The organism is Micromonospora sp. NPDC000121 (assembly GCF_042899165.1).
Classification (GTDB): Bacteria; Actinomycetota; Actinomycetes; order Mycobacteriales; family Micromonosporaceae; genus Micromonospora.
The window spans coordinates 368,281-391,446 of sequence record NZ_JBIAZP010000006.1; the positions used below are offsets into that span (position 1 = coordinate 368,281).

Here is a 23,166-nt window from a genome sequence, read left to right on the forward strand (position 1 = left end):
CCGGAGTGCCGGAGGTACGGCGATGACCACGACGACCACCACCATGCCGACGACCGCCGCGAAGCCGACGACCGCCACCGTGCCCGCCGCCACGCCGCGCGCCTGGACGCCCGTCTGCCGGCTCGACCGGCTGGAGCCCGAGCGGGGCGTCGCGGCGCTGGTCGACGGCGTGCAGGTGGCCCTGTTCCGCACCGCCGACGGGCTGTTCGCCCTCGACAACCTCGACCCCGTCGGCCGGGCGTACGTGCTGTCGAGGGGCATCGTCGGTAGCCGGGGCGGGGTGCCGACGGTCGCCTCGCCGCTGCACAAGCAGGCGTACGACCTGCGCACCGGGGTCTGTCTGGACCTGCCCGGGGTCGCCGTGACCCGGCACGAGGCGCGCTGCCGGGACGGGCTGGTCGAGGTGCGGCTGCGACAGGAGGGGTGAATGCGCGACGAACTGGCCGGCTTCACCATCGGGGTGACCGCCGACCGCCGGCGGGACGAACTCGCCGCGCTGCTCCAGCGGCGGGGTGCCCGGGTGGTGATCGCCCCGGCCCTGCGGATCGTGCCGCTGGCCGACGACACGGACCTGCGCGAGGCCACCCGGGCCTGCCTGGACCGGCCGCCGGACATCCTGATGGCCAACACCGGCATCGGGATGCGCGGCTGGCTGGAGGCCGCCGAGGGCTGGGGGCTGGCCGAGCCGCTGCGCGGCGTGCTCGCCGACGCGTACGTGGTGGCCCGGGGCCCCAAGGCGCGCGGGGCGATCCGCGCCGCCGGCCTGCACGACCAGTGGTCACCGGAATCGGAGAGCTGCGACGAGGTGGTCGACCACCTGTGCCGGCGCGGCGTCGCCGGGCAGGTGATCGCCATGCAGCTGCACGGGGATCGGCAGCCGGAGTGCACGATGGCGCTGGAGGCGGCCGGGGCCACCGTGATCGAGGTGCCGGTCTACCGGTGGGCGCCGCCGACCGACCCGGCCCCGCTGCACCGCCTGATCGACCTGGTCGCCGGCCGGCTGGTCGACGCCGTCACGTTCACCTCGGCCCCGGCGGCGGAGGCGCTGCTGCGCGCCGCCGGGGAGCGCGGCGACGCGGTGCTGGACGCGTTCCGGCGCGACGTGCTGGCCAGTTGCGTGGGGGCGGTCACGGCGGAGCCGCTGCTGCGGCGCGGGGTGCCGGTCAGCGCGCCGTCCCGGGCTCGGCTGGGCGCCCTGGTCCGGACCATCGTCGACGAGCTGCCGCGCCGCACGGTCACCCTGAAGGCGGCCGGCCACCTGCTGACCCTGCGCGGGCACGCCGCCGTGGTCGACGGCGAGTTGCGTCCGCTGGCCCCGGCGCCGATGGCGGTGCTCCGGGCCCTGGCCCACTCCCCCGGCCGGGTGCTGTCCCGGACCGCGCTGCTGCGGACGCTGCCGCGCGGCGCCGACGAGCACGCGGTGGAGATGGCGGTGGCCCGGCTGCGCGCCGGGCTGCGGGCACCCCGGGTGGTGCAGACCGTCGTCAAGCGCGGCTACCGGCTCCGGGTCGACTGACGCGGCAGGGCGGCCCCTGCCGCCCGCACCGGGGCGGCCACGGGCACCGTCCGGCCGTGGGAGTTCTCAGCCGACCGGAGCCGGGAAGCCCCGGCCGTGCTCGGCCTGGAGGCGGATCATGGCGTGCTCCACGACGGTCACCAGCACCTGCTTGACCGACTCCCGGTGCCGGGCGTCGGTCAGCACCAGCGGCACGTCCTGCGAGATGGCCAGCGCCTCCCGGACCTCCTCCAGCTCGTACTGCGGCGCGCCGTCGAACCGGTTCAACGCCACCACGTACGGCAGCCTGCGGTTCTCGAAGTAGTCCAGCGGCGCGAAGGCGTCCGTGATCCGGCGGGTGTCCACCAGGACGGCCGCGCCCACCGCGCCCTTGATGATCTCGTCCCACATGAACCAGAACCGGGTCTGGCCGGGCGTGCCGAAGAGGTACAGGATCAGGTCCTCGGCCATCGTGATCCGGCCGAAGTCCATGGCGACCGTGGTGGTCTGCTTCCCCGGCACCTTGGACGGGTCGTCGATGCCGACCCCGGCCGCGGTCATCACCGCCTCGGTTCTCAGTGGGGTGATCTCCGAGATCGCGCCGACCAGCGTCGTCTTGCCCACGCCGAAGCCGCCCGCGACCACGATCTTCGCGGAGACGATTCCCCGGCTCTGGCGGGCCCCGGCGGGGTCATAGCCTGCGAAGTCCACTTAGCACCCTTCCAAGGATTTCCATCCGCTCCTCGAACCCCTCGGCGGGAGCGGCAGTGTGTAGCGTCAGCAGGCTCTCGGCCACCATGTCGGCGACCAGCACCCGGGTGACGCCCAGCGGCATCCGGGTGTACGCGGCGATCTCGGCCAGCGACTGCGCCCGCCCCTCGCAGACGGTGGCGATGCGGTGCTTGTCGTGCCCCGCGAAGCGGGACTCCGCGACCTGGGTGGGAGTGGCCGACAGGACCGCTTCCAGGGCGATGTCCAGCTGCGCCTCGGTCCGACCGCGGGTGACCGCGTACGGCCGTACCAGCGCACCGCGCGGGTCCGCGCGCCGTTGGTCCATTCGCGATCACCTCCTCTCCCCGGCCGGGCCTCCTGGCACCGGTCTCCTCATCCCCTGGCCGACGCGCAGCCCGCGTCGCGTCCCGGCTACGACCGCACGGCGTCCCGGGGCAGCGGCACCAGCGCAGCGCCGACCCGCTCGACCAGGAGCGCCATCTCGTAACCCACCTGCCCGACGTCGCAGCTACGGGCCGCCAGCACCGCCATCGACGAGCCGTCGCTGATCGACATCAGGAAGAGGTAGCCGCTGTCCATCTCGATGACCGTCTGGAGCACCCCGCCGGCGCTGAACATCCGGGCCGCGCCCTCGGTCAGGCTGACCACGCCCGAGGTGATCGCCGCGAGCTGGTCCGCCCGGTCCGCGGGCAGGTCCCGCGAGGAGGCGAGCAGCAGCCCGTCGGCGGACACCGCCACCACGTGGGCGATGCCCGCCACGCTGTCGGCGAAGTTGGTGAGCAACCAACTCATGTCCTGCATGGCCGCTGGCCTGTTCATCGACTCGTCTCCTTGGTCGAGGTGCTGTTCTGGTCCGTTCCGGCCGCCCGCCCGCGCTGCACACCGCGGTGGTAGGCCGACAACAGACCCCGTACTTCGTCGGGGGTGCGCCGGCTGCGGTCGCGGCCGCCCTGGGGCTCGATCCCGCCGGGCACGAGCTGCGCCTGCGGCACCCGCTTCGGCAGCCCGGAGCGGGTGGTGCCGCCGGCGGCCGGCTCCGCGGCCCGGCTGGCCCGGGACCAGCCCTCGTCGGCCGCCGTCCGCCAGGCGTCCGCGTCGGCCGCGGGCGCCGCCGGCGGCGTTTCCGCGACCGGCGTCGCGGCGGGCGCCGCGGCCGGCTTCGCGGTCGGCGCGTCCAGCGTCGCGGGCCGCGCCGGGGCCGGCGGAGTGTACGACGGCGGCGGCGGCTGCGCGGGCGGCGGGGTGGCCGTGCTGCCCGGCGTACGCGTGGGCAGCCGTGGCGGACGCGACTCGCCCGTCGTCGGCTGGGCCGCGGCCGGCGCTCCGGCGGACGGTTGGGCCTTCGGCGGCTGGCTGAAGTCCGGGCGGGCGAAGATGGCGGTGGCGTCGTTGCCGTGCGAGCGGAACCACACCGCCTCCATCTCGCGGAAGATGGGCGCCTCGGCCGGCAGCTCGGCGCGCGGGGTGATCGGCGCGGCCGGGGCGAGCGGGGCGGTGGCGGCCAGGTTGGCCCCGAGGCCACGGCCGGCACCCGGGTCGGCGCCGAATCCGCCCGCCGGGGCGGGACCGGCCGGCAGCGGGGTGGTGGCCGGCTGGCCGGCGACCGGGCCGGCCGGCAGCACCGGCGCGGCGGGCGCGGCCGGCGCGACGGCCTCCGCGGCGGGTACGCGCTTGGGCAGCGGCTCGACCGCGGGGAACGCGGCGGTCGGCGTGCCGGCCGAGATCCCGCCGCCGGTCAAGGTCGGCTGGGCCGGCGTCGCCGGGGCGGCCGACGGCGTCCCCGTCAGGCCGCCGGCCTGCACCGGGGACGCGGCGTCCCGCGCCTGCTCGGGCGCCTGCCACGGCGCCGGCGCGGACCGCCACTGGTCGGTGAGGGTGGCGGTACGCCCCGCGCCGGCGATCGGCTCGCCGAGGCCGACGGGGGTGAGCGGCGTCTGCTCGACGGCGAGCGGCTGCCGGGGCCGGGTGATCTGCTGGTCGCGGCCGTGGAGCTGCGGCAGCACCACCGTCGCGGCGGGGAGCGTCACCTGGGCGACGGTGCCGCCCTCCACGTTGCGGCGCAGCTCCACGCGGATGCCGTAGCGGGAGGCGAGCCGGCTGACCACGGCCAGACCCATCAGCCGGAACGCCGCGACGTCGACGCTCGGCGGGGCCGCCAGCCGGCGGTTGAGCGAGTCCAGCTGCTCGTCGGTCAGGCCGAGGCCCCGGTCCTCCACCTGGATGAGCACGTAGTCCCGGATGCGCCGGCCGTCGGCGACCACCGTGGTGGTCGGCGGCGAGAAGCGGGTGGCGTTGTCGAGCAGCTCGGCGACCAGCCGGACCACGTCGTTGACCGCGTGCGCGGCCACCGAGATGTCGGTGTCGACGGTGCCGAACTCGATCCGGTTGTAGAGCTCGACCTCGGACTGCGCGGCGCGCAGGACGTCCACCAGGAGGGCGTCGTCGCGCCGCGGCACGGCCGAGTCGGCGCCGGCCAGGACGAGCAGGTTCTCGTCGTTGCGGCGCATCCGGGTGGCGAGGTGGTCCAGCTCGAAGAGCTTCGCCAGCCGCTTCGGGTCCTCCTCGCCGCGCTCGATCGCGTCCAGCTCGCCGATCATCCGGTCGACCAGGGTCTGACTGCGCCGGGCCAGGTTGAGGAACATCGCCGAGACGCTGGTGCGCAGCGCGGCCTGCTCGGCGGCCACGCGGACCGCCTCGCGGTGCACGACGTTGAAGGCGAGCGCCACCTGCCCGACCTCGTCGCGGCTGTTGAGCTGGATCGGGTCGCGCACCTGCCGGACGATCTCGTCGACGCCGCCGTCGCCGACGTTGCCGACGTTCTGGAGCCGCTTCACCGCGTCCGGCAGGTCGTGGTTGGCCACCGAGAGGGCGCCCTCCCGCAGCCGGCGCAGCGAGCGGTTGAGCGAGCGGGCCAGCACCACGGCGAGGCTGACCGCGATGGCGAGCGTGAGCAGCACCAGCACCGACTCGACGACGGCCTGCCGGATGACGTCCGAGCGGGCCTGGTCGGCCTGGTCGAGCAGCCGGTCCTGGAGCCGGATCTCGGCCCACCGCATGAGGTCGTTGACCGCGCCGAAGGCGGCGTTGGCCTCCTGGTCGGTCACCAGCGGGCTCTGCCCGACCGAGCGGGTGATGTCGGCCGCGACCCGGTCGGCGAGGGTGACCGCGTCGCCGGAGACGGTGCCGTCGACGAGGGCGCGCTGGGTCGGGTCGGCGGCCAGGGAGAAGGCGAGCAGCGCCTCCTGCTGGCTGGTCAGGGTGGCGACGAAGGAGGAGAACTGCTCCTCGTCGAGCGAGCCGGCGCTCAACGCGGTGAAGGCGACCGACTGCTCCTCGGCGACGGCCGCCTTGGCGCGGGTGAACGCGGCGACCGCACGCCGGGCATCGGCCAGCCGCTCCTCGCCGGGCAGCTGGGCGAGCCCGTCGCCGTACGCGACCAGGTCGGTGATGATGACCCCGTAGCGCAGCGCCGCCTCGGCGACCGCCATCTGCTGGCGGTCCAGCACCTTCTGCCGGGTGGCGGCCAGCGTCTCCAGGTGCTCGTCGATGGTGGCCAGCCGGTCCCGGACGGCGGCCGGCACCTCGCCGATCCGCCCGCGCTCCGCCCGGTAGGCGTCGATCCGCGCGTCGGTGCTGCGCACCCGCAGGTTGTAGGCGTCGGCCTTCTGCTGCGGCGCGGCCAGGAAGGCGGACGCCGCCATCCGCTCGGCGTGCAGGTCCTGGGTCATCGCGGAGATGTCGATGGAGAGCGCGGTGACAGCCCGGGCCTGGGTCGCGTCGAGGGCGCCCTCGCCGACGGAGATGAGCCGGACGGTGGCCAGCGCGATCACCGCGGCGACCGGCACCACCAGGATCAGCGCGAGCTTGGAGCGGATCCGCGCGTCGCGCAGCCGCGGCATCCGCCGGCGCTTCGACTGCTCGCTCTCGCCGCCGCCGGGCAGGGTCGTCGGTCCGGTGCTCACGACATCGCCTCCGTCGTTTCTTCCACGCCTGCCCCGCCGACTCGCGCCCGGTGCAGCGGACTGCGCCACACGCGGCACGGCCGCGATTTCACCAGAAGCGATCCTGTTTGGGAAGCCGCAGTGGGGAAGGGAACGTTTGGAGGGCACGCATCCCGTGATCCGGTCAACTAATACCTTCAATTCTTCATGCCCGTGAACAGGGCATGTAACTCCAGAGTGGTCACCCGTGTCGGATTAGTGAGCACTGGCAAACTTCTCGCGGCCCCACCATGTGGGATGCGCGTCCCGAAACGGCTCCGACGCGCGCGCTTGACCACAGGGCCCGGCGTTGGCAAGGTTTTGCAGGCTTCGCGCACACCGTACGGCAGACCGATACCGTTCCTCTACTGAGGACGGAAACAACCCGGCGGTGACCGGGCAGCGCCCGGGCCGCATCTGGAGGACTGAGTTGAGCACCATCCGCTCCGCGACCGCCGCGGCGCTCGCATCGGCCGTGCTGGCCACCACGCTCACCGGCTGCCAGTTCGGCGCGGACGAGCAGGACACGAGTCCCATCGTCATCGCGGCGGACCTCGAACTCTCCGGCGCGGCGGCGGCGGTCGGCAAGGCGTACCAGCGGGCGTTGGAACTGAAGATCGAGCAACTTAACTCCTCGGGCGCGCTGAACGGCCGCAGGATCGAACTCAAGGTGAAGGACAACCGGTCGGACCCGGCCGAGTCGCTGCGCAACATCGGTGACTTCAGCGCCGATTCGCAAGTCAGCGCGATCATCATGGGCGGCTGCAACGAATGCGCGGTCGGCGCCGTGCGGACCATCAACGAGAAGCGAATTCCCACCATTGCGCTCGCCTCCTCCGGCGCGGTGTCCGCCCCGGTCGCCGACCGGCGGTACGTGTTCAAGCTCGCCCCCAACGCGGCCGACAGCGCCGCCGCCCTCGCCGTCGAGATGCGCCGCAAAAACGTCAAGACGGCCGGCGTGCTGTACAGCGACGACGACTACGGGCGCGAGGGACTGGCCGCGCTGCGCAGCGAGTTCGCGAAGCGCGGCATCAAGCCGCCGCGCGGGGAGTCGGTCAAGACCACCGACACCGAGGTCGGCGAGCAGGTCAAGGCGCTGACCGAGGACGAGCCGGACGCGCTGGTGGTGTGGACCTCGCCGGAGCAGGCGGCGCTGGCCGCCACCGCGGCCCAGCAGGCCAAGTTCAAGGGATCGCTCTTCTTCGACGCGGCGGCCGCCGGCGACCTCTTCCTCGGCGCCGCCGCCCGGGCGACCGAGCGGGCGACCATGGTCTTCACCCAGACCATGGTGATCGACGACGTCATCGCCACCACCCCGGCGAAGGCGGCTCGCCGGCAGTGGTTCCAGGACTACACCGCCCGGTTCGGCGGCTACAACGGCTCGTCCTCGTTCGCGGCCGACGCCGTGCAGCTCATCGCCGACGCCGAGCTGCGGGCCGGCGGCGAGCCCGGCCAGGTCGACCGCGACGGCATCCGCAACGTGCTGGAGACGTCGCAGATGGACGGCCTGTCCGGCCCGATCCGGATGACGCCGGACAACCACTCCGGCCTGATGCCGCAGGCCCTGACCACCCTGGTCGCCCGCAACGGCCGGTGGCGCCTCGCGGGCTGAGGGTGGTGGGCGGTGTGGCCCGCCGTACCCGGCTCCGGGCGGTCAGGCTTGATCCCTGCGCCGGGCACGGCGGGCCACACCTTGGCTGGTCCAGCCGGTGACCTGTCGACGTCCGTCACCGGTCGATGCGAGGGACCGGTGTCGGCCGGTCACCGGTTGACACCGGGTGACCGGCCGAACGTGGGTCACCGGGCCGACGTGGTGGCCCGGACCCAGGGCAGCGCGAGCCGCTCGACCAGGGAGAGCGCGCTGTAGAGCAGGATGCTCATCAGCGCGATCAGCACGATCGCGGCCCAGGCGGTCGCGGTGTCACCGACGCCGTTGTACTGGAGGATCTGGTAACCCAGCCCCGGCTTGTCCGAGTAGAACTCGCCGATCACCGCGCCGATCGCCGCCAGCGGCATCGCCACCTTGAGGCCGACGAAGACCTGCGGCAGCGCGGCCGGGAAGCGCACCTTGCGGAACGCCTGCCACCACGACGCGTTCAGCGACCTGGCCAGCTCGGCCAGGTCCGCCGGGGTGGTGGTGAGACCCGTCGCGGTGGAGAGCACGATCGGGAAGAAGCACAGCAGGAACACCATGGTCAGGATGGGCTTCTCCCCCCAGCCGACCGAGACCACCAGCAGCGGGCCCAGGGCGATCTTCGGCACCGCGTTGACCGCCACGAGCAGCGGCGCGAACATCCGCTCGACGCGGCGGGACGCGGCCAGGGCCATCCCGATCAGCACCCCGGCGACCGCCGAGAGCAGGAAGCCGACCAGCGTCAGCAGGGTGGTCACCCCCAGCGCCGGCAGCAGCACGTCGGCCGAGGTGGTCAACGACTTCCACACCGCCTGCGGCGGCGGCAGGGACGCCGGGTGCACCAGCTCCAGCACCGACGTGACCAGCCACCAGGCGGTCAGCGCGATCACGGCGCCGAGCAGCGGCAGGCCGACGGCCGCCGGGCGTACGCCGGACCGGCGGGCGGCCGTGGCAACCGGCGGCGTGGTGGGCGTCGCCACCCCGGGCGCGCCGGCCGGGGCCGGAACGGTGGCCTTCCGCCCCGCCTCGGTGGGGTCGGACCGGGTACCTGTCGTCTCCGTCACGGGTCCTCCTCTCCTGCCGGCCAGGGCCGGCACGCGGCGGGGGTGCGGCCCTCCGGTCATCCCGGTGGGTCGCACCCCCGCGGCACTGTCGGCGTCGATCAGGCCTTCGGCGCGAGGCTGAAGTCGATGATCTGCTCGGGGGTGATGTTCTGCGTGAGCTGGCCGGCGCCCTGCAGGATCGCGATGCTCTTGGCCACCCGGCCGCTGTCCAGCGTGCCGAGCTGGGTGCCGGAGTTGCTGGACCGCACGTAGGCGGCCATCAGCTGCAGCTCGGCGGCGGCGGCGGCCGGGTTGGCGGCGTCGACGTTCTTCTTCAGGATGTTGCCCGCCTCCTGCGGGTTGGTCAGCGCGTACTCCAGGCCCTTCATCAGGGCCGCGGTGAACCGCTTGACCATCTCCGGCTTCTCCTTGGCGATCTTCGAGGAGGTGATCAGCACGTTGCCGTAGAGGTCCTGCATCACGTTGCTGTAGGGCAGCAGGACGGCCTTCTTCTTGGTCACCGTCTCGATGGTCGGCTGGCCGACGACGAACTGGCCGATGCCGTCCACCGTGCCGCCGGCGAGCGTGCCCATCAGGGTCTGCGCGTCGCCGTTGACCCAGGTCACCTTGCTCGCGTCCACACCGGCCATCCGGGCGTACGTCGGGAAGAGGTTGCGGACGACGGAGCCGGGGGTGTCGGCGAGCTTCTTGCCCTCGAGGTCCTTCGGCGACGCGATGCCCTTGCCCTCGACGGTCGCGATGGCGGCCATCGTGCGCTGCTGGATGGCGGCGACCGCGACGAAGTCCTTGGCCTGGCCGTTGCCGAACTGGAGCAGCCCGCCGGTGAGGTCGATCGGGCCGAAGTCGGCCTGCCCGCCGGTGATCGTCTGGATCACGCCGCCGGTGCCCTGGCCCGGCTTGATCTCGACGTCGAACCCGGCCTCCTTGAAGAAGCCCTTCTCCTTCGCCACCCAGGCGTAGGAGTCACGGCCGAAGTTGCCGAACGAGGTGAGGTAGGTCACCTTCTCCAGCGCGCCGTTGCCGCCCTTTGCGTCGTCGCCGGAGTCCGAGCCGCCGCTGCACGCGGAGACCAGGGCGAGGGCGGTGGCCAGCGCCGCCGCGGCGACCGTACGGGTCAGCCTTCTCATCAGTGCACCATGTCCTTTCCGACCGGTGCGGCGCGCCGCCGCCCGGTGGGGGTTGTTCGGCGGGCCGGCGGAGGGGTTGCCGGCGCCACCGTCGTGAGGGGATCCATCGCCGGCACAGCGTACGAGAAAACAAGCTTTGCGGTGCCAGGCGTATCGGGTTGCGGTACGGAAACAACTCGTGTCCGCCCGTGACGGCCCACCGTCATCCACTGCGGAAGAAGCAGGTGATCCACCCCGGACGGTGCGATCCGTGGGCAGGCCGGCTACCCTGTGCCGCGACTGTTGATCGCCGACTCAGGGAGGCCGCCGGAGATGATCCGCCTGTCCGGGGTGTCCCGCACCTTCGACGGCCGCAGTGGCCGGGTGGAGGCGCTGCGCGGCATCGACCTGCACGTCGCCGACGGCGAGTTCGTGGCGGTGCTCGGCCGCTCCGGGTGCGGCAAGTCCACGCTGCTGCGCCTGATCGCCGGCCTGCTGCCGGTGTCCGACGGCGAGATCACCGTGGCCGGTACGCCGATCACCAGGCCCCGCCGCGACATCGCCATGCTGTTCCAGCGGCCGGCCCTGCTCCCCTGGCGCACGGTGCTGGACAACGTCCTGCTCCCGGTGGAGATCTTCGGCTGGAAGCGGGCGAAGCACCGCGAGCGGGCCCGGCAGCTGCTGGACCTCGCCGGGCTGGGCGGCTTCGAGAAGCGGCTGCCCCACGAGCTCTCCGGCGGCATGCAGCAGCGGGTCTCGCTGTGCCGGTCGCTGATCGGCGAGCCCCGGGTGATGCTGATGGACGAGCCGTTCTCCGCGCTCGACGCGCTCACCCGCGAGGAACTCTCCGGGGAACTCCAGCGGGTGCACATGGAGTCCAAGCCCACCGTCGTCTTCGTCACCCACTCGATCGACGAGGCGGTGCTGCTGGCCGACCGGGTGGTCGTGCTCAGCCCCCGGCCCGGCCGGATCCGCGAGGTGGTCGACGTGGACATCCCCCGGCCGCGCACCCTCGGCCGCAACGCGCACCTGGCGGACGTCGCCCGGGTCAGCGCCGACCTGCACGAACTCCTCATGGAGCGGGACCTGCCGGCGGGGGCCGGCGCGGAGGGGCGATGAGCATGCGGGTCACCGTGTTCACCGAGCCGCACCGGGGCGCCAGCTACGACGACCAGCTCCGCTTCGCCCGGCTGGCCGAGGCCGGCGGGTTCGAGGGCTTCTTCCGCGCCGACCACTACCAGGCGATGGGCGACGAGCCGGCGCTGCCCGGCCCGACCGACTCCTGGTTGACCCTGGCCGCGCTGGCCCGGGAGACCACCCGGATCCGGCTCGGCACCCTGGTCACGTCGGCGACCTTCCGGCTGCCCGGCCCGCTGGCGGTGATGGTGGCCCAGGTCGACCAGATGAGCGGCGGCCGGGTCGAGCTGGGCATCGGCGCCGGCTGGTACGAGCGGGAGCACACCTCCTACGGCATCCCGTTCCCCCGCGTCGGCGAGCGCTTCGACCGGCTGGCCGAGCAGCTGGAGGTCATCACCGGGCTGTGGCGGACCCCACCGGGCGAGACGTACAGCTTCACCGGCGACCACTACCGGCTGGTCGACGCCCCCGCGCTGCCGAAGCCCGTGCAGGTGCCCGGGCCGCCGGTGATCGTCGGCGGACGCGGCCCGAAGCGCACCCCCGAACTCGCCGCCCGGTACGCCGACGAGTTCAACATGCCGTTCAAGACCGTCGAGGAGACCGCCGAGGCGTACGAGCGGGTGCGGGAGGCCTGCGAGCGGGCCGGCCGGGCCGAGTCCGGACGCGCCCCGCTGACGCTCTCCGCCGGGATCGTGGTCGCGATCGGGCGCACCGACGCGGAGGCGCAGCGCCGGGCCGCCCCGCTGCACGTCAAGAGCGCGCTGCCGCCGGAGGACCCGGTGGTCGGCTCGCCCGCCCAGCTCGTCGACCGGATCGGGGAGTTCGCCGCGATCGGTGCCACGCGGGTGCACCTGCGTCTGATCGATCTCGACGACCTCGACCACCTGGAGCTCATCGCCGCCGAGGTGCTCCCCCGACTGGCCGCAACCCGATGACCGACGCGCAGCTCGAACTCGGCCCGGTGGGCCAGGAGATCGTGTACGAGAACGACCGGGTCCGGGTGTGGCACATCCGGCTGGAGCCGGGCGAGCGGCAGCCGCTGCACCGGCACGACCACCCGTACCTGGTGGTGGCGGTCCAGGGCGCGAAGAACGTCGTGCAGACGATCGACGGGACCACGATCGACGCCGACGAGCCGACCGGCGGGGTGGTCTACCGGGACCCGGGCGCCGTGCACATGCTCACCAACGTCGGCGACACGACGTACCTGGCGCGGCTGGTCGAGTTGAAGTAACCGCTGGCCGGCGGGCCGACACCCGCTCGCGGCGCGCCGGTGGCGGCGTGCCCAACAGGTGCGTAACGTGCCGGACATGGCCTTTCGGACCTGGGGCAGACTGCTGCTCACGGCGCTCGGGGTGAGCCTGCTGGCCGGGGCCGGTCAGCTCGGCGTCGCGTTCGGCTTCGGCATCGTCCGGCTCACCGGCGCCTTCACCGGCGCCACCGTCAACCAGTGGCCGGCCCAACTCGTCTGGGCGGGCTGGTTCGCCGCGAACGCCGCCGTGGTCGGCGCGTTGCTCACCGAGCGCCTGGCCCGCCGCGACGGCCCGCTGACCGGCACCGGCCGCCAACTCGCCGTCGTCAGCGGCGCCGCGCTGGGCGCGACCGTCGTCGCGCCGCTCTGCATGCAGCCCGCCCGGGCCGCCGAATTCGTCTCGATGGACCCGGTCTGGGCCGTCGGCATCTGCGCCATCCTCGGCGCGCTGGCCGGCGCGGGTGCCGCGCTCGCCGTCCTGCTCCGGCCGCCGGCGGGATGGAACATGGCGGCGGTCGCGGGCGCCGTCTGGCTGCTGGCGCTGCTGTCGACGGCGCCGTCGGTCGCCTCGACCGGGCCGCTGCCCAGCGTACGACTCGGGGTGTTGGAGCCGGCCTGGCTCGACGCCGGCGCGGCCCAGCGGCTGGCCCTGGTGATCCTGCCCCTGGTGGCGCTGCTCGCCGGCGCGGCGACCGGCGGGCTGGCCCGGTGGCGCGGCCACCCGCCGCTGGTCAGCGGCTCGACCGGGGTGGCGGGCCCGGTGTTGGTGGCGTTCACCTACGTGACCGCCGGTCCGGGCGACGCGACCGACCGCTACCAGCTCCTGCCGTACTACGGGGCGTTGGCCGCGGTGGCCGCCGGCGCGCTCGGTTCCGCCGCCGCCGCGCTGCTGCGCTGGCCGCTCGTCACACCCACCGCCCCCGGCGACGCCATCGAGCCGACCGAGGTCCTGCGCCCGCTGCCCGCCGGCCCCGCGCTGCCGCACACCCCGGAGCCGGCCGCCGAGCCGGCGACGGTCGACCTGGCCGACGCCGGGCGCCTCGCCGCAGACCGACCCCCCGCGGGTACGGGCTCCGGCGGGACCGCCGACGGCGACGCCGTGCCGCCGCGGGCCGCCCCGGCGCACTGGGACTGGCCGGCGGACGGCACCGTCCCGACGACACCCGCCACCGCTGCGGCCACGGCCTCCGTGGCCCCGGCTTCCGTGGCCCCGGACCGGGCCGCCGGATCGCCGCCCCCGGCGTTCACGGAGGTGGCGCAGCCCGCCGGATCACCGACGACAACGAACGCGGCGCGCCCTGCCACGCCGCCACCCCCAGCGGTCACCGACACGCCGCAACCCACCGCGACACCTGCGGCGGAGGAGGCGGTGCCCCCGCCCGGAGCGCCGGCCCCGCCGGTCACCGACACGGCACACCCGGCCGGGTCGCGGCCGGCGACCGATGCGGCGGTCCCTGCCGAATCGCGGACGGCAACGGATGCAGCGGACGCAGGGGTCCCTGCCGAGTCGCCAGCGGTGACGCCTGCGGCGGGATCGCCACCCTCCACGGCAACGGACGCGACGGGATCGGCCGAGTCACCAGTGGCAACGGTCGCGGCGGGATCGCCGTCGGCGGCCACGGAGGCGACGCGGTGGACCGGGTCGCCGCCCCCGGTGGCGGCCGCGTCCGCCGCCAGGGGTGACCGTGCCGACGAGGGCGGCCAGGCCCTTACGGCTGCGGGCGAGCAGCCACCGGCTGCGGCGGAGGACGCCGCGCCTGCCGCGCAGCCGGCCGTCCCGGCCGCCCGCAAGCCACGGCGCACCCGTAAGCCCCGGTCGACGAAGCAGCCGACGGCCTCGGCGGCGAACCGCGCCGACCCGACGCCCGCGGCCACCGACTCCCCCGCCGACCCGCCGACCGCACCGGCGGCACCGGGCGCCGACGCTCGGGCCACGGCAGCGATCCCCGCTGCGACAGGAACGCGGGCCGCCGGGGACGACACGACCACTCCGACGGGGAGCAGTGCCGCCGGACCGGCCCCGACCACCGAGGCCGGTCCGACCGCCGAGGTCGGTCCGACGGCCGACGTGGGCCCGAGCACCGAGATCCGTCCCACCACCGAAGTCAGTCCGGCCACCGAAGCCAGTCCCACCACCGAAATCGGTCCGACCGCCGGAGCGGATCGGAGGGCCGGGGAGGCCCCGACCGCCGGGGTCGGCGACCCGATCGGCGCGACGTCCGGGGCCGGCTCCCACGTGCCGGAACCGGACGGCAGCGGTCCACGCCCGGCGCCACCCTCCCCCGCTGACGAGCTGGCAACCGGTCGGGGCGGCGAGCCGGATCCGGCGCTCCGGTCGGCCTGGCGCCCCGCGCCGGCGTGGCCGGCAGCGCCCCGGGTCGGGCCCGACGACGCCCCGGACACATCCCGCCCGGCCGCCGCGCAGCCCACGCCCGAGCCGGCGCCCCGGCCCCGGCACCGGGCCCCGCTGCCCGACCTGGCCCGGGCCGCGAACTGGGACGCCCTCGCCACCGCGCGACGCGGGGGCCCCGCGCCGGCGCCGGTGGACGCCGCGGCGGAGAGCGCGACCGCTGCCGCCGGGGAACCCGAGGGGCCGGCCGACGGCGAGGCGCCGGACGGTCCGGCCGCACAGCCCAGCGGCCGGACCCGTGGTCGGCTGGGGCTGTTCCGGCGTAACCGGTCCCGGGCCGAGGACGCTCCGGCGGACCGGGATTCCGAGCCGCTGCCGGCCCAGGACGAGGAGTACGTGGACTGGGTCGCCGGCCTGAGCAGGTCGGTCGCGGACAACGAACCCGAGCAGGAGATCGGCCGGCGGTCGTTGCGCTCCACCGGCCGCCACCACCGCGACTGACCCGGGCACCGCCCGAGCGGCGGCCCGCCCCCGGTACGACGGGGCGGGTCGCCGCTTCCGGTCAGGCCAGCGGCAGGTAGACCCGGCCGCCCGAGGAGACGAACTCCTCCGACTTGTCCTTCATGCCGCGCGCCGCGTACTCCTTGAGTTCCTGGGTGATCTTCATGGAGCAGAACTTCGGCCCGCACATCGAGCAGAAGTGGGCCGTCTTCGCCGGCTCGGCGGGCAGGGTCGCGTCGTGGTACGACCGCGCGGTCTCCGGGTCCAGCGAGAGGTTGAACTGGTCCTCCCACCGGAACTCGAACCGCGCCTTGGAGAGCGCGTCGTCCCACGCCTGCGCGCCGGGGTGCCCCTTGGCCAGGTCGGCCGCGTGCGCCGCGATCTTGTACGCGATCACGCCGGCCTTCACGTCGTCCCGGTCCGGCAGCCCGAGGTGCTCCTTCGGGGTCACGTAGCAGAGCATCGCGGTGCCGAACATGCCGATCATGGCAGCGCCGATCGCCGAGGTGATGTGGTCGTACGCCGGAGCGATGTCGGTGGTCAGCGGGCCGAGCGTGTAGAACGGCGCCTCGTGGCACCACTCCTGCTGGAGGTCCACGTTCTCCTTGATCTTGTGCATGGGCACGTGCCCCGGGCCCTCGATCATCACCTGGACGTCGTGCTCCCAGGCGACCTTCGTCAACTCGCCCAGCGTGCGCAGCTCCGCGAACTGCGCCTCGTCGTTGGCGTCCGCGATCGAGCCGGGACGCAGCCCGTCGCCGAGCGAGAACGTCACGTCGTACCGCGCGAGCAGCGAACACAGCTCGGCGAAGTTCGTGTAGAGGAAGTTCTCCTCGTGGTGGGCCAGGCACCAGGCAGCCATGATCGAGCCGCCCCGCGACACGATCCCGGTGACCCGGTCCACCGCCAGGGGCACGTACGGCAGCAGCACCCCGGCGTGCACCGTCATGTAGTCGACGCCCTGCTCGGCCTGCTCGATAACCGTCTCCCGGAACACCTCCCAGCTCAGCTTCACCGGGTCGCCCCCGACCTTCTCCAGCGCCTGGTAGATCGGCACGGTGCCGATCGGAACCGGTGAGTTCCGCACGATCGCCTCGCGGGTCTCGTGGATCCGCTTGCCCGTCGACAGGTCCATCACCGTGTCCGCGCCCCACCGGGTCGCCCAGGTCAGCTTCTCCACCTCCTCGGCGACCGACGAGGTGACCGCCGAGGTGCCGATGTTGGCGTTCACCTTGACCAGGAACGCCTTGCCGATGATCGCCGGCTCGCACTCGGGGTGGTTGACGTTGAGCGGCAGCACCGCCCGCCCGGCCGCGATCTCGTCCCGGACGAACTCCGGCGCCATGCCCTCCCGGATCGCCACGAACTCCATTTCCGGCGTGACGATCCCCGCCCGGGCGTACGCGAGCTGCGTCGGGCGCTTCCCGTCCACCCCGGCCAGCGGCGTGCCCGCACCCCGCACCGGGGCCACGTCCCCGCGCTCGGCGATCCACGGCCCGCGCAGTGGCGGCAGCCCGACCTCCGGGTCGGACCCGGGACCAGAGGTGTCGTAGAGCCGGACCGGCGGGTTGTCGCCGGTCAACTCCACCTCGGCGAAGGGCACCCGGACATCCGGCCGGGACCCCTCCACATGGACCTTGCGACGTGCCTGCATGACAGCCTCCCTGTGCTCACGCGGACCACCCGAAGTGGTCCAGCGGGCCGCGTCCCGCGCCCAGCTCCCAGTCCCGCCCGCCGGTCAGCGCGCGGAAGACGTACTCCTTGGCGGCGGCGACCGCCGTCGGCACCGGGTCGCCCAGCGCCAGCCGGACGGCGATGGCCGCCGAGAACGAGCACCCCGTGCCGTGGTGGTGCCGGGTGGCGACCCGGGGCGCACGGAGCAGCGTGGTGGTCCCGTCGCCGTGCAGCACGTCGACCGCCTCGCCGTCGGAGTCCACGTCGCCGCCCGTCACCACCACGTGCTCCGGTCCGCCGGCCGCCAGCGCCTCGGCGGCGGCCACCATCTCCTCGACCGTGGTCACCGGGCGTCCGGTGATGGCCGCGGCCTCCGCGCGGTTCGGCGTCGCCACCCGGGCGTACGGCAGCAGCCGCTCGAATGCGGCGACCACGCCCAGCCGGCGCCCGCTGGTGGCGACGAGCACCGGGTCGACGACGAGGTTCGGCAGCCGGCCGTCCCGGGCGACGTCGGCGACCGCGTCGGCGATGGCCGGGGTGCCGAGCATGCCCGTCTTGACGGCCCGCACCGCGAAGTCGGCGAGCACGCTGTCGAGCTGCTCGGTGACCGTGCGCGGGGGCAGCGGCAGGACGGCGTCGACGCCCCTCGTGTTCTGCGCGGTGACCGCGGTGATCACGCTGGTGCCGTACGCGCCGAGGGCGGCGAAGACCTTGAGGTCGGCCTGGATACCCGCTCCGCCGCCGGAGTCCGACCCGGCGATGGTGAGCACTGTCCTCGGCGTCACCGCGTGTCCTCTCCGTTGGGGCTCGTCGTGGTCGGTGCTGGGGGCTGCGGCCGACCGTGCCCACTCCGGGCGGTCAGGCTTGATCCCTCCGTGGGCACGGTCGGCCGCAGCCCCGTCCCGGAGACCTCCGCCCAGTCGTGCCGGCCACACGGCTGCTCGGCAACCGCAGGCCGGACGGCTGCGGTCAGCGTGGCGGCTGCCTCCTCGGGATCGTCGGCGCGCATGATCGCGCCGAGCACCGCCACTCCCACCGATCCGGCCGTCACGCAGGCGTGTACCTGTTCCGCGGTCTCCACCCCGCCTAGCGCCAGGATCGGCACCGGGCTGGCCTCGGCCAGCTCCCGCAGCCCGCCGGGGCGCAGGGGTGGGCCGTAGCCGGGCTTGGTTCTGGTCGGGTAGACGGGCGAGAGGGTGGCATAGTCCTCCGTGGTCAGTCGCGCCAACTCGGCCCGATCGTGGCAGGAGCGGCCGACCAGACCGAGGCGCGGCGGCGGATACGGGCCGGCCGACGGCAGGTGCACCGCGTCCCCGTCGAGCGGGTCCGGGCCGGCCACCACCAGCGTGCCGCCGACCTCGGCGAGGATCGCGCGCAGCTCGACGGCGAGGGCCGCGCGCTCGGCCCGGGGCAGGTCCCGCTCCCGCAGCACCACCCACCGCACTCCCCCCGCCACGGCCCCGGCGACCACCTCGGTCAACGGCCGCCGCGCCTGCCACCGGTCGGTCAGCAGCACGACGCCGGACGGCCCACGCGAGATCCTGGCGGGAAACGGCCCCTCCGGGAGCGCTTCCGCACCAAGATCGGCAGGAACGGGACCGGGGCGGGTCACAGTTCCGGCCGTCCCTCGTCGGGGGTGGAGGCCAGGGCGTGGAAGCGGCGGGCGATGCGGCCCGCCCCGTACGCGAGCCGCCCCGCCTCGACCGCGTACCGCATCGCGGTGGCCATCGCCACCGGGTCGACGGCGCGGGTGACCGCGCTGGCCAGCAGCACCGCGTCGCAGCCCAACTCCATGGCCAGCGCCGCGTCGGAGGCCGTGCCGATGCCGGCGTCCAGGATCACCGGCACGTCGACGCTCTGCCGGATCAGCCGGATGTGGTGCGGGTTCGACACGCCCAGGCCGGAGCCGATCGGCGCGCCCGCCGGCATCACCGCGGCGCAGCCGACGTCGGCCAGCCGCCGCGCCAGGATCGGGTCGTCCGACGTGTACGGCAGCACCACGAACCCGTCCGCGACGAGTTCCTCGGCGGCGCGCAGCAGCTCCACCCCGTCGGGCAGCAGCGTGCGCTCGTCGCCGATCACCTCCAGCTTCACCCAGTCGGTGCCGAACGCCTCGCGGGCCAGGTGGGCCACCTTGACGGCCTCGCCCGCCGTGTAGCAGCCGGCCGTGTTCGGCAGCAGCCGCACCCCGCACCGGTCGAGCAGGTCCAGCAGCCCGCCGGCGGCGCCGGGGGCGGTGTCGACGCGGCGCAGGGCCAGGGTGACCAGTTCGGTGCCGGAGGCGCGGATCGCGTCCTCCAGCACGCGCAGGTTGGCCGCGCCGCCGGTGCCGAGGATCAGGCGGGACGTGAGGCTCACGCCGCCCAGGTCGAAACCCACCGCGTCACCCGCCCTGGGCGGCGCTGAGCACCTCGACCCGGTCGCCGTCGCGCAGCACGGTCGCCGGCCAGCCGGTACGCGGCACGACCTCCCCGTTGACCGCGACGGCGAGGCCGCGCTGCTGGTCGGTGACCGCGCGGACCAGGTCCGCCACCGTCGAGCCGCCGGGCACGCTGCGCCCGGCGCCGTTCACCGTCAGTTCCACGCGATTTCCTCCTCGGGTGCGGACGGCCCGCGGGTCACGGGCGGCGCGAACCGGTCCGGGGTGAAGGGGGCGAGCAGCGGGTCCGCCGTACCGGTGACGACCAGGTCGGCGATCAGGTCGGCGGTGACCGGGGTGAGCACGATGCCGTGCCGGTGGTGCCCGGTCGCGGCGAGCACGCCCGGCCGGCCGGGCAGCGGGCCGAGGATCGGGGCGTTGTCCGGGGTGCCGGGGCGCAGGCCGGCGAGGGTCTCGACCAGGTCGTACTCGGCCAGCTCCGGCAACAGGTCGACGGCGGCGCGGAGCAGGCGCAGCACCGCCCCGGCGGAGACGTCGGTGTCGGCGCGCTCCTCGACGGTCGCGCCCACCACCACCTCCCCGCTGTCGCGGGGCACGAGATAGACGTGCTCGCCGTCGGCGTACCCCCGGATGACGTGCCGGAAGCCCGGCGCGCCGCCGCCGGGCGCGCGGAGCCGCAGCACCTGGCCCTTCACCGGCCGCACCGGCAGCCCGGTCAGGGCCGCCGCCCCGCAGCCGGCCGCGACCACCGTGACGCGGGCATCCACCTCGGACAGATCGCGCACGGCGGCGGGCACCAGCGTCGCGCCGGCCCGCTCGGCGGCCGTGCGCAGCGCCGGCACCAGGCGGCGCGGGTCGACCTGGTGGTCGGTGGCGGCGAGCGCGCCGCCGCGCACCCGGGGCGCCAGCGCCGGCTCGCGGTCCCGCAGCGCCGAGGGGCGCAGCGGCGTCACCGGCAGTCCGAGACCCTGCTGGTACGCCCACAGCCGCCGCGCCTCGGCCAGGTCGTCGGCGGTGAGCCCGACCACCAGGGTGCCCTCGGTCCGGTAGCCGACGTCCGCGCCGGTGGCGGCGGTCAGCTCGGCGGCGAAGGCCGGCCAGCGGGCGGCGGAGGCGGTGAGCAGCCCGGTCAGCTCGTGCTCGCCGAAGTACGCCTCGGCGACCGGGGCGAGCATCCCGGCGGCGACGTGCGACGCGCCGGAGCCCGGGGCGGGGTCGTGCACGACGACGCGGAGCCCCCGCGAGGCGCAGCGCCAGGCGATCGCCAGCCCGACCGGTCCCGCCCCCACCACGGCGACGTCCGGCCGGCTCAGCACCCCAGCGCTCCCAGCAGCTCCGCCGTCGCCCGGGCCGGATCGGCCGCCCCGGACAGCGCCCCCACCACCGCCACCCCGTACGCCCCGGCGGCCAGCAGCGCGGGCGCGTTCGCGGCGGTCACCCCGCCGATCGCGACGACCGGCACGTCCACGGCGGCGGCGACGGCGCGCACCCCGGCCGGGCCGATCGGCGCCGGCAGGCCGGTCTTGGTGCTGGTGGCGTGGCAGGGGCCGACACCCAGGTAGCTGGCTCCGGCGGCGACCGCCTCGGCGGCCGTCCCCGGCTCGCGGGCGGTTGCCCCGAGCACGGCGGTCGCGCCGAGCACCCGGCGGGCCGCCCCGACCGGAAGGTCCGCCGCGCCGACGTGCCCGCCTGCGGCGCCCACCGCCAGCGCCACGTGCAGCCGGTCGTTGACGAGGCAGGGGACGTCGTACGGCGCGCAGAGCGCGAGCACCCGGCGGGCCAGGTCGTACGCCTCCCGGTCGGTGGCGTCGTCCGCCACGCGGACCTGCACGACCAGCTCGGCGCGGGCCACCGGCAGGGCGGCCCGGAGCACGGTCAGCGGATCCCGCCCGGGTCGGGCGTCGGTGATCAGATGCAGTCGTCCCAGGGACGGCACGGCAACACTCCTCCCTGCGCCGGCATTACCCGGATCAGGTTCGACGGTCGGGGGCTCTCAGCCCCCCTCTCAGCCCGGTGCACCGGGCTCCCGTGGGTCACTTGCGCGTGTCACCGTACGACGGATCGCCGGATACGCCAAGGGCGGGACGCGGATTTCACACCGACCGTCCGAAGCCGACGACCGGGGCGGCGAGTGACCTCCCCGTCACGCCATGCTGTCCGGATGCCCTCCGGCGCTCGGGGACGGTTCGTCGGTCGGGTCGACCTGGCCTGGCCCGCCCTGCGCGTCGCGGTCGAGTACGACGGCGACCACCACCGGGAACGCGCCCACTTCCGGCAGGACGTCGCCCGGCTGAACGCGCTGCGTGCGGCCGGCTGGGTCGTCCTCCGCTTCACCGCCGACGACGTGCTCCGGCACCGGACCCGGACCGTACGCCTCGTCACCGACGCCCTGTATGAACGCGCTGACGAGCGGAACAGCAGGGCTGTCACCCACTCGCAGTGACGGCTCTGCCGTTCCACCCGCCGGCGCGCGTTCGCTCCTACAGGTGGCGCGGCGCCCCGCCCGCCCGGCACGCGCCAATGGGACGGCCGCCCGGCAACGGCCGCGCGGCAGCAGAGGGCGCCCGGCGAAAAGGCGACAGGGACGGGTGGAACACCAGAGCTGGCTCCCAGTGCCGGAGACATGCCTGGTGTTCCACCGGTGGAATACGGCCCGGCCCCGGACGAGCGCGTTGGCCGGCGGACCGCCCCGACACCGCAGCGGGTGCCGAGGCGGCGTACGCCGGTCAGAGGATGGCGCGCAGGGCTTCCAGGTCCTCGTCGGTGGGCTGCCAGGCGCCCGCCTCCGCGTTGGAGCGCACCTGCTCGGGCGTGGTGGCGCCGGCGATCACCGACGTCACCGCCGGCATGGCGGCCAGCCCGCCGATGGCCACCTGCAGCATCGACAGCCCCCGCTCGTTCGCGTACGCCTCGATGGCCTCGATGGTGTCCCAGTTGGCGGCGGCGAGGCGCTGGGCGTACCGGCCGCCACCGGCGAGGCGGCTGCCGGCGGGCGGGGCCTGGTCGCGCTTGTACTTGCCGGTGAGCAGCCCGTTGGCCAGCGGGAAGAACGGCAGCAGCCCGAGGCCGAACCGCTCACAGGCCGGCACCACCTCGGCCTCGACGGAGCGTTCCAGCAGGCTGTAGTGGTTCTGCGCGCTGATGAACCGGGACCGGCCGTTGGACGACGCCACCCAGTCCGCGTCGGCGATCTGCCACCCGGCGAAGTTGGAGTTGCCCAGGTAGCGCACCTTGCCCGCGCGGACCAGGTCGTCCAGCGCGGCGAGGGTCTCGTCGATCGGGGTGCCCGGGTCGGGCTCGTGCATCTGGTACAGGTCGATGTGGTCGGTGCCGAGCCGGCGCAGCGACGCCTCCACGGCGCGGGCGATGTAGCGCCGCGCGCCCCGGGCGCCGAAGTCGGGGCCGTTGAGCCCGTGCATGTCCATGCCGAACTTGGTGGCCACCACCACGTCGTCGCGGCGGCCCTTGAGCGCCTGGCCCAGCAGCTCCTCGGAGCCGCCCTGCGGCTCGCCGTAGATGTCGGCGGTGTCGAAGAAGTTGATCCCGGCGTCCAGCGCGGCGTCGACCACCGCCCGGGTGCCGTCGAGGTCGAGCTTGCGGCCGAAGTTGTTGCAGCCGATGCCGACCACGGACACCACGAGCCCGGAGTCGCCCAACCGGCGGTAGTTCATCTCAGTCACGAGATCCACCCTATGCCCGCCGGCCCGCCGCACGCCGCTGACCTCGAAGTCGACCGCCGCACGCCGGAGCTCGAAGTCGACCGCCGCACGCCGGAGCTCGAAGCCGACCGCCGCGCGCCGGGGCCCTCGAAGCCGGCCCGCGGCACCAGGTCGGCCCGCCACGACTCGGCGAGCCGACGGGC

22 protein-coding genes and 1 riboswitch are annotated in these 23,166 nt (G+C 74.8%); of the genes, 8 read left to right on the top strand and 14 right to left on the bottom strand.

All coding sequences use genetic code 11. The features are described from left to right. Positions 1-43: 43 nt before the first annotated feature. Together nirD and ACFY23_RS19980 are read left to right on the top strand one after the other, a co-directional pair. Positions 44-427, top strand: a complete 384-nt coding sequence (gene nirD / locus ACFY23_RS19975) for a nitrite reductase small subunit NirD (protein ID WP_350681010.1) — start codon at positions 44-46, stop codon at positions 425-427. Continuing rightward, complete coding sequence (locus ACFY23_RS19980; protein WP_350680964.1) at positions 428-1,516, top strand: uroporphyrinogen-III synthase; 1,089 nt, start codon at positions 428-430, stop codon at positions 1,514-1,516. 66 nt (positions 1,517-1,582) lie between these two features. On the opposite strand, the gene ACFY23_RS19985 is transcribed toward ACFY23_RS19980, so the two are convergent. From ACFY23_RS19985 to ACFY23_RS20000, 4 genes are all read right to left on the bottom strand, one after another. After that, positions 1,583-2,206: an ATP/GTP-binding protein gene (locus ACFY23_RS19985; RefSeq protein WP_350680966.1), complete on the bottom strand. Its 624-nt coding sequence runs from the start codon at positions 2,204-2,206 to the stop codon at positions 1,583-1,585. After that, positions 2,187-2,552 (bottom strand): DUF742 domain-containing protein, encoded by a 366-nt coding sequence (locus tag ACFY23_RS19990; protein WP_350680968.1) that lies wholly within the window; start codon positions 2,550-2,552, stop codon positions 2,187-2,189. The genes ACFY23_RS19985 and ACFY23_RS19990 overlap by 20 nt, the downstream gene beginning before the upstream one ends. 86 nt (positions 2,553-2,638) lie before the next feature. After that, positions 2,639-3,046, bottom strand: coding sequence for a roadblock/LC7 domain-containing protein (locus ACFY23_RS19995; protein ID WP_067359650.1), 408 nt, complete (start codon positions 3,044-3,046; stop codon positions 2,639-2,641). Next, positions 3,043-6,189 (bottom strand): nitrate- and nitrite sensing domain-containing protein, encoded by a 3,147-nt coding sequence (locus ACFY23_RS20000; protein ID WP_350680970.1) that lies wholly within the window; start codon positions 6,187-6,189, stop codon positions 3,043-3,045. The genes ACFY23_RS19995 and ACFY23_RS20000 overlap by 4 nt, the downstream gene beginning before the upstream one ends. 448 nt (positions 6,190-6,637) lie before the next feature. On the opposite strand from ACFY23_RS20000, the gene ACFY23_RS20005 reads away from it, so the two are divergent. Next, positions 6,638-7,819 carry an ABC transporter substrate-binding protein gene (locus ACFY23_RS20005; protein WP_350680972.1) on the top strand — a complete coding sequence of 394 codons (1,182 nt, stop codon included), beginning with the start codon at positions 6,638-6,640 and terminating at the stop codon, positions 7,817-7,819. A 185-nt stretch (positions 7,820-8,004) separates the two neighbouring features. Here ACFY23_RS20005 and ACFY23_RS20010 read toward each other — a convergent pair whose 3' ends face one another. Both ACFY23_RS20010 and ACFY23_RS20015 read right to left on the bottom strand, forming a co-directional pair. After that, the gene (locus ACFY23_RS20010; RefSeq protein ID WP_350681012.1) at positions 8,005-8,820 is read right to left on the bottom strand and encodes an ABC transporter permease; all 816 of its coding nucleotides are present in this window, start codon (positions 8,818-8,820) and stop codon (positions 8,005-8,007) included. A 182-nt stretch (positions 8,821-9,002) separates the two neighbouring features. After that, positions 9,003-10,031, bottom strand: a complete 1,029-nt coding sequence (locus ACFY23_RS20015; protein ID WP_350680974.1) for an ABC transporter substrate-binding protein — start codon at positions 10,029-10,031, stop codon at positions 9,003-9,005. A gap of 312 nt (positions 10,032-10,343) precedes the next feature. Between ACFY23_RS20015 and ACFY23_RS20020 the strand changes: the two genes are divergently transcribed. From ACFY23_RS20020 to ACFY23_RS20035, 4 genes are all read left to right on the top strand, one after another. Then, positions 10,344-11,129 carry an ABC transporter ATP-binding protein gene (locus tag ACFY23_RS20020; RefSeq protein ID WP_350680976.1) on the top strand — a complete coding sequence of 262 codons (786 nt, stop codon included), beginning with the start codon at positions 10,344-10,346 and terminating at the stop codon, positions 11,127-11,129. A gap of 2 nt (positions 11,130-11,131) precedes the next feature. Next, positions 11,132-12,082: an LLM class F420-dependent oxidoreductase gene (locus ACFY23_RS20025; protein ID WP_350681014.1), complete on the top strand. Its 951-nt coding sequence runs from the start codon at positions 11,132-11,134 to the stop codon at positions 12,080-12,082. Next, positions 12,079-12,381 carry a cupin gene (locus tag ACFY23_RS20030; protein WP_350680978.1) on the top strand — a complete coding sequence of 101 codons (303 nt, stop codon included), beginning with the start codon at positions 12,079-12,081 and terminating at the stop codon, positions 12,379-12,381. The genes ACFY23_RS20025 and ACFY23_RS20030 overlap by 4 nt, the downstream gene beginning before the upstream one ends. A 76-nt stretch (positions 12,382-12,457) precedes the next feature. After that, complete coding sequence (locus tag ACFY23_RS20035) at positions 12,458-15,250, top strand: hypothetical protein (RefSeq protein ID WP_350680980.1); 2,793 nt, start codon at positions 12,458-12,460, stop codon at positions 15,248-15,250. A gap of 61 nt (positions 15,251-15,311) precedes the next feature. Here ACFY23_RS20035 and thiC read toward each other — a convergent pair whose 3' ends face one another. The 7 genes from thiC to thiE form a co-directional block, all read right to left on the bottom strand. Beyond that, entirely contained in the window at positions 15,312-16,904 is a 1,593-nt protein-coding gene (gene thiC / locus ACFY23_RS20040; protein WP_350680982.1) for a phosphomethylpyrimidine synthase ThiC, read from the bottom strand. A gap of 16 nt (positions 16,905-16,920) precedes the next feature. Beyond that, a complete protein-coding gene (thiD, locus tag ACFY23_RS20045; protein WP_350680984.1) occupies positions 16,921-17,709 on the bottom strand; it encodes a bifunctional hydroxymethylpyrimidine kinase/phosphomethylpyrimidine kinase in 789 nt (262 codons plus the stop codon). Beyond that, positions 17,706-18,464, bottom strand: a complete 759-nt coding sequence (locus ACFY23_RS20050; protein ID WP_350681016.1) for a thiamine phosphate synthase — start codon at positions 18,462-18,464, stop codon at positions 17,706-17,708. Before ACFY23_RS20050 ends, thiD begins: the two co-directional genes overlap by 4 nt. A gap of 68 nt (positions 18,465-18,532) precedes the next feature. Beyond that, positions 18,533-19,303 carry a thiazole synthase gene (locus tag ACFY23_RS20055; protein WP_350680986.1) on the bottom strand — a complete coding sequence of 257 codons (771 nt, stop codon included), beginning with the start codon at positions 19,301-19,303 and terminating at the stop codon, positions 18,533-18,535. Between the two features lie 4 nt (positions 19,304-19,307). Then, positions 19,308-19,508 (bottom strand): sulfur carrier protein ThiS, encoded by a 201-nt coding sequence (gene thiS / locus ACFY23_RS20060; RefSeq protein ID WP_350680988.1) that lies wholly within the window; start codon positions 19,506-19,508, stop codon positions 19,308-19,310. Beyond that, the gene (thiO, locus tag ACFY23_RS20065; RefSeq protein WP_350680990.1) at positions 19,499-20,620 is read right to left on the bottom strand and encodes a glycine oxidase ThiO; all 1,122 of its coding nucleotides are present in this window, start codon (positions 20,618-20,620) and stop codon (positions 19,499-19,501) included. The genes thiS and thiO overlap by 10 nt, the downstream gene beginning before the upstream one ends. Then, positions 20,614-21,240: a thiamine phosphate synthase gene (gene thiE / locus ACFY23_RS20070; protein ID WP_350680992.1), complete on the bottom strand. Its 627-nt coding sequence runs from the start codon at positions 21,238-21,240 to the stop codon at positions 20,614-20,616. Before thiE ends, thiO begins: the two co-directional genes overlap by 7 nt. Further along, a riboswitch (TPP riboswitch) is annotated at positions 21,235-21,343 on the bottom strand. It overlaps the preceding gene by 6 nt. A gap of 122 nt (positions 21,344-21,465) precedes the next feature. Here thiE and ACFY23_RS20075 point away from each other — a divergent pair. Then, positions 21,466-21,747, top strand: coding sequence for a DUF559 domain-containing protein (locus ACFY23_RS20075; RefSeq protein ID WP_350680994.1), 282 nt, complete (start codon positions 21,466-21,468; stop codon positions 21,745-21,747). Between the two features lie 283 nt (positions 21,748-22,030). Here ACFY23_RS20075 and ACFY23_RS20080 read toward each other — a convergent pair whose 3' ends face one another. Further along, complete coding sequence (locus ACFY23_RS20080) at positions 22,031-22,993, bottom strand: aldo/keto reductase (protein ID WP_350680996.1); 963 nt, start codon at positions 22,991-22,993, stop codon at positions 22,031-22,033. Positions 22,994-23,166: the final 173 nt, after the last annotated feature.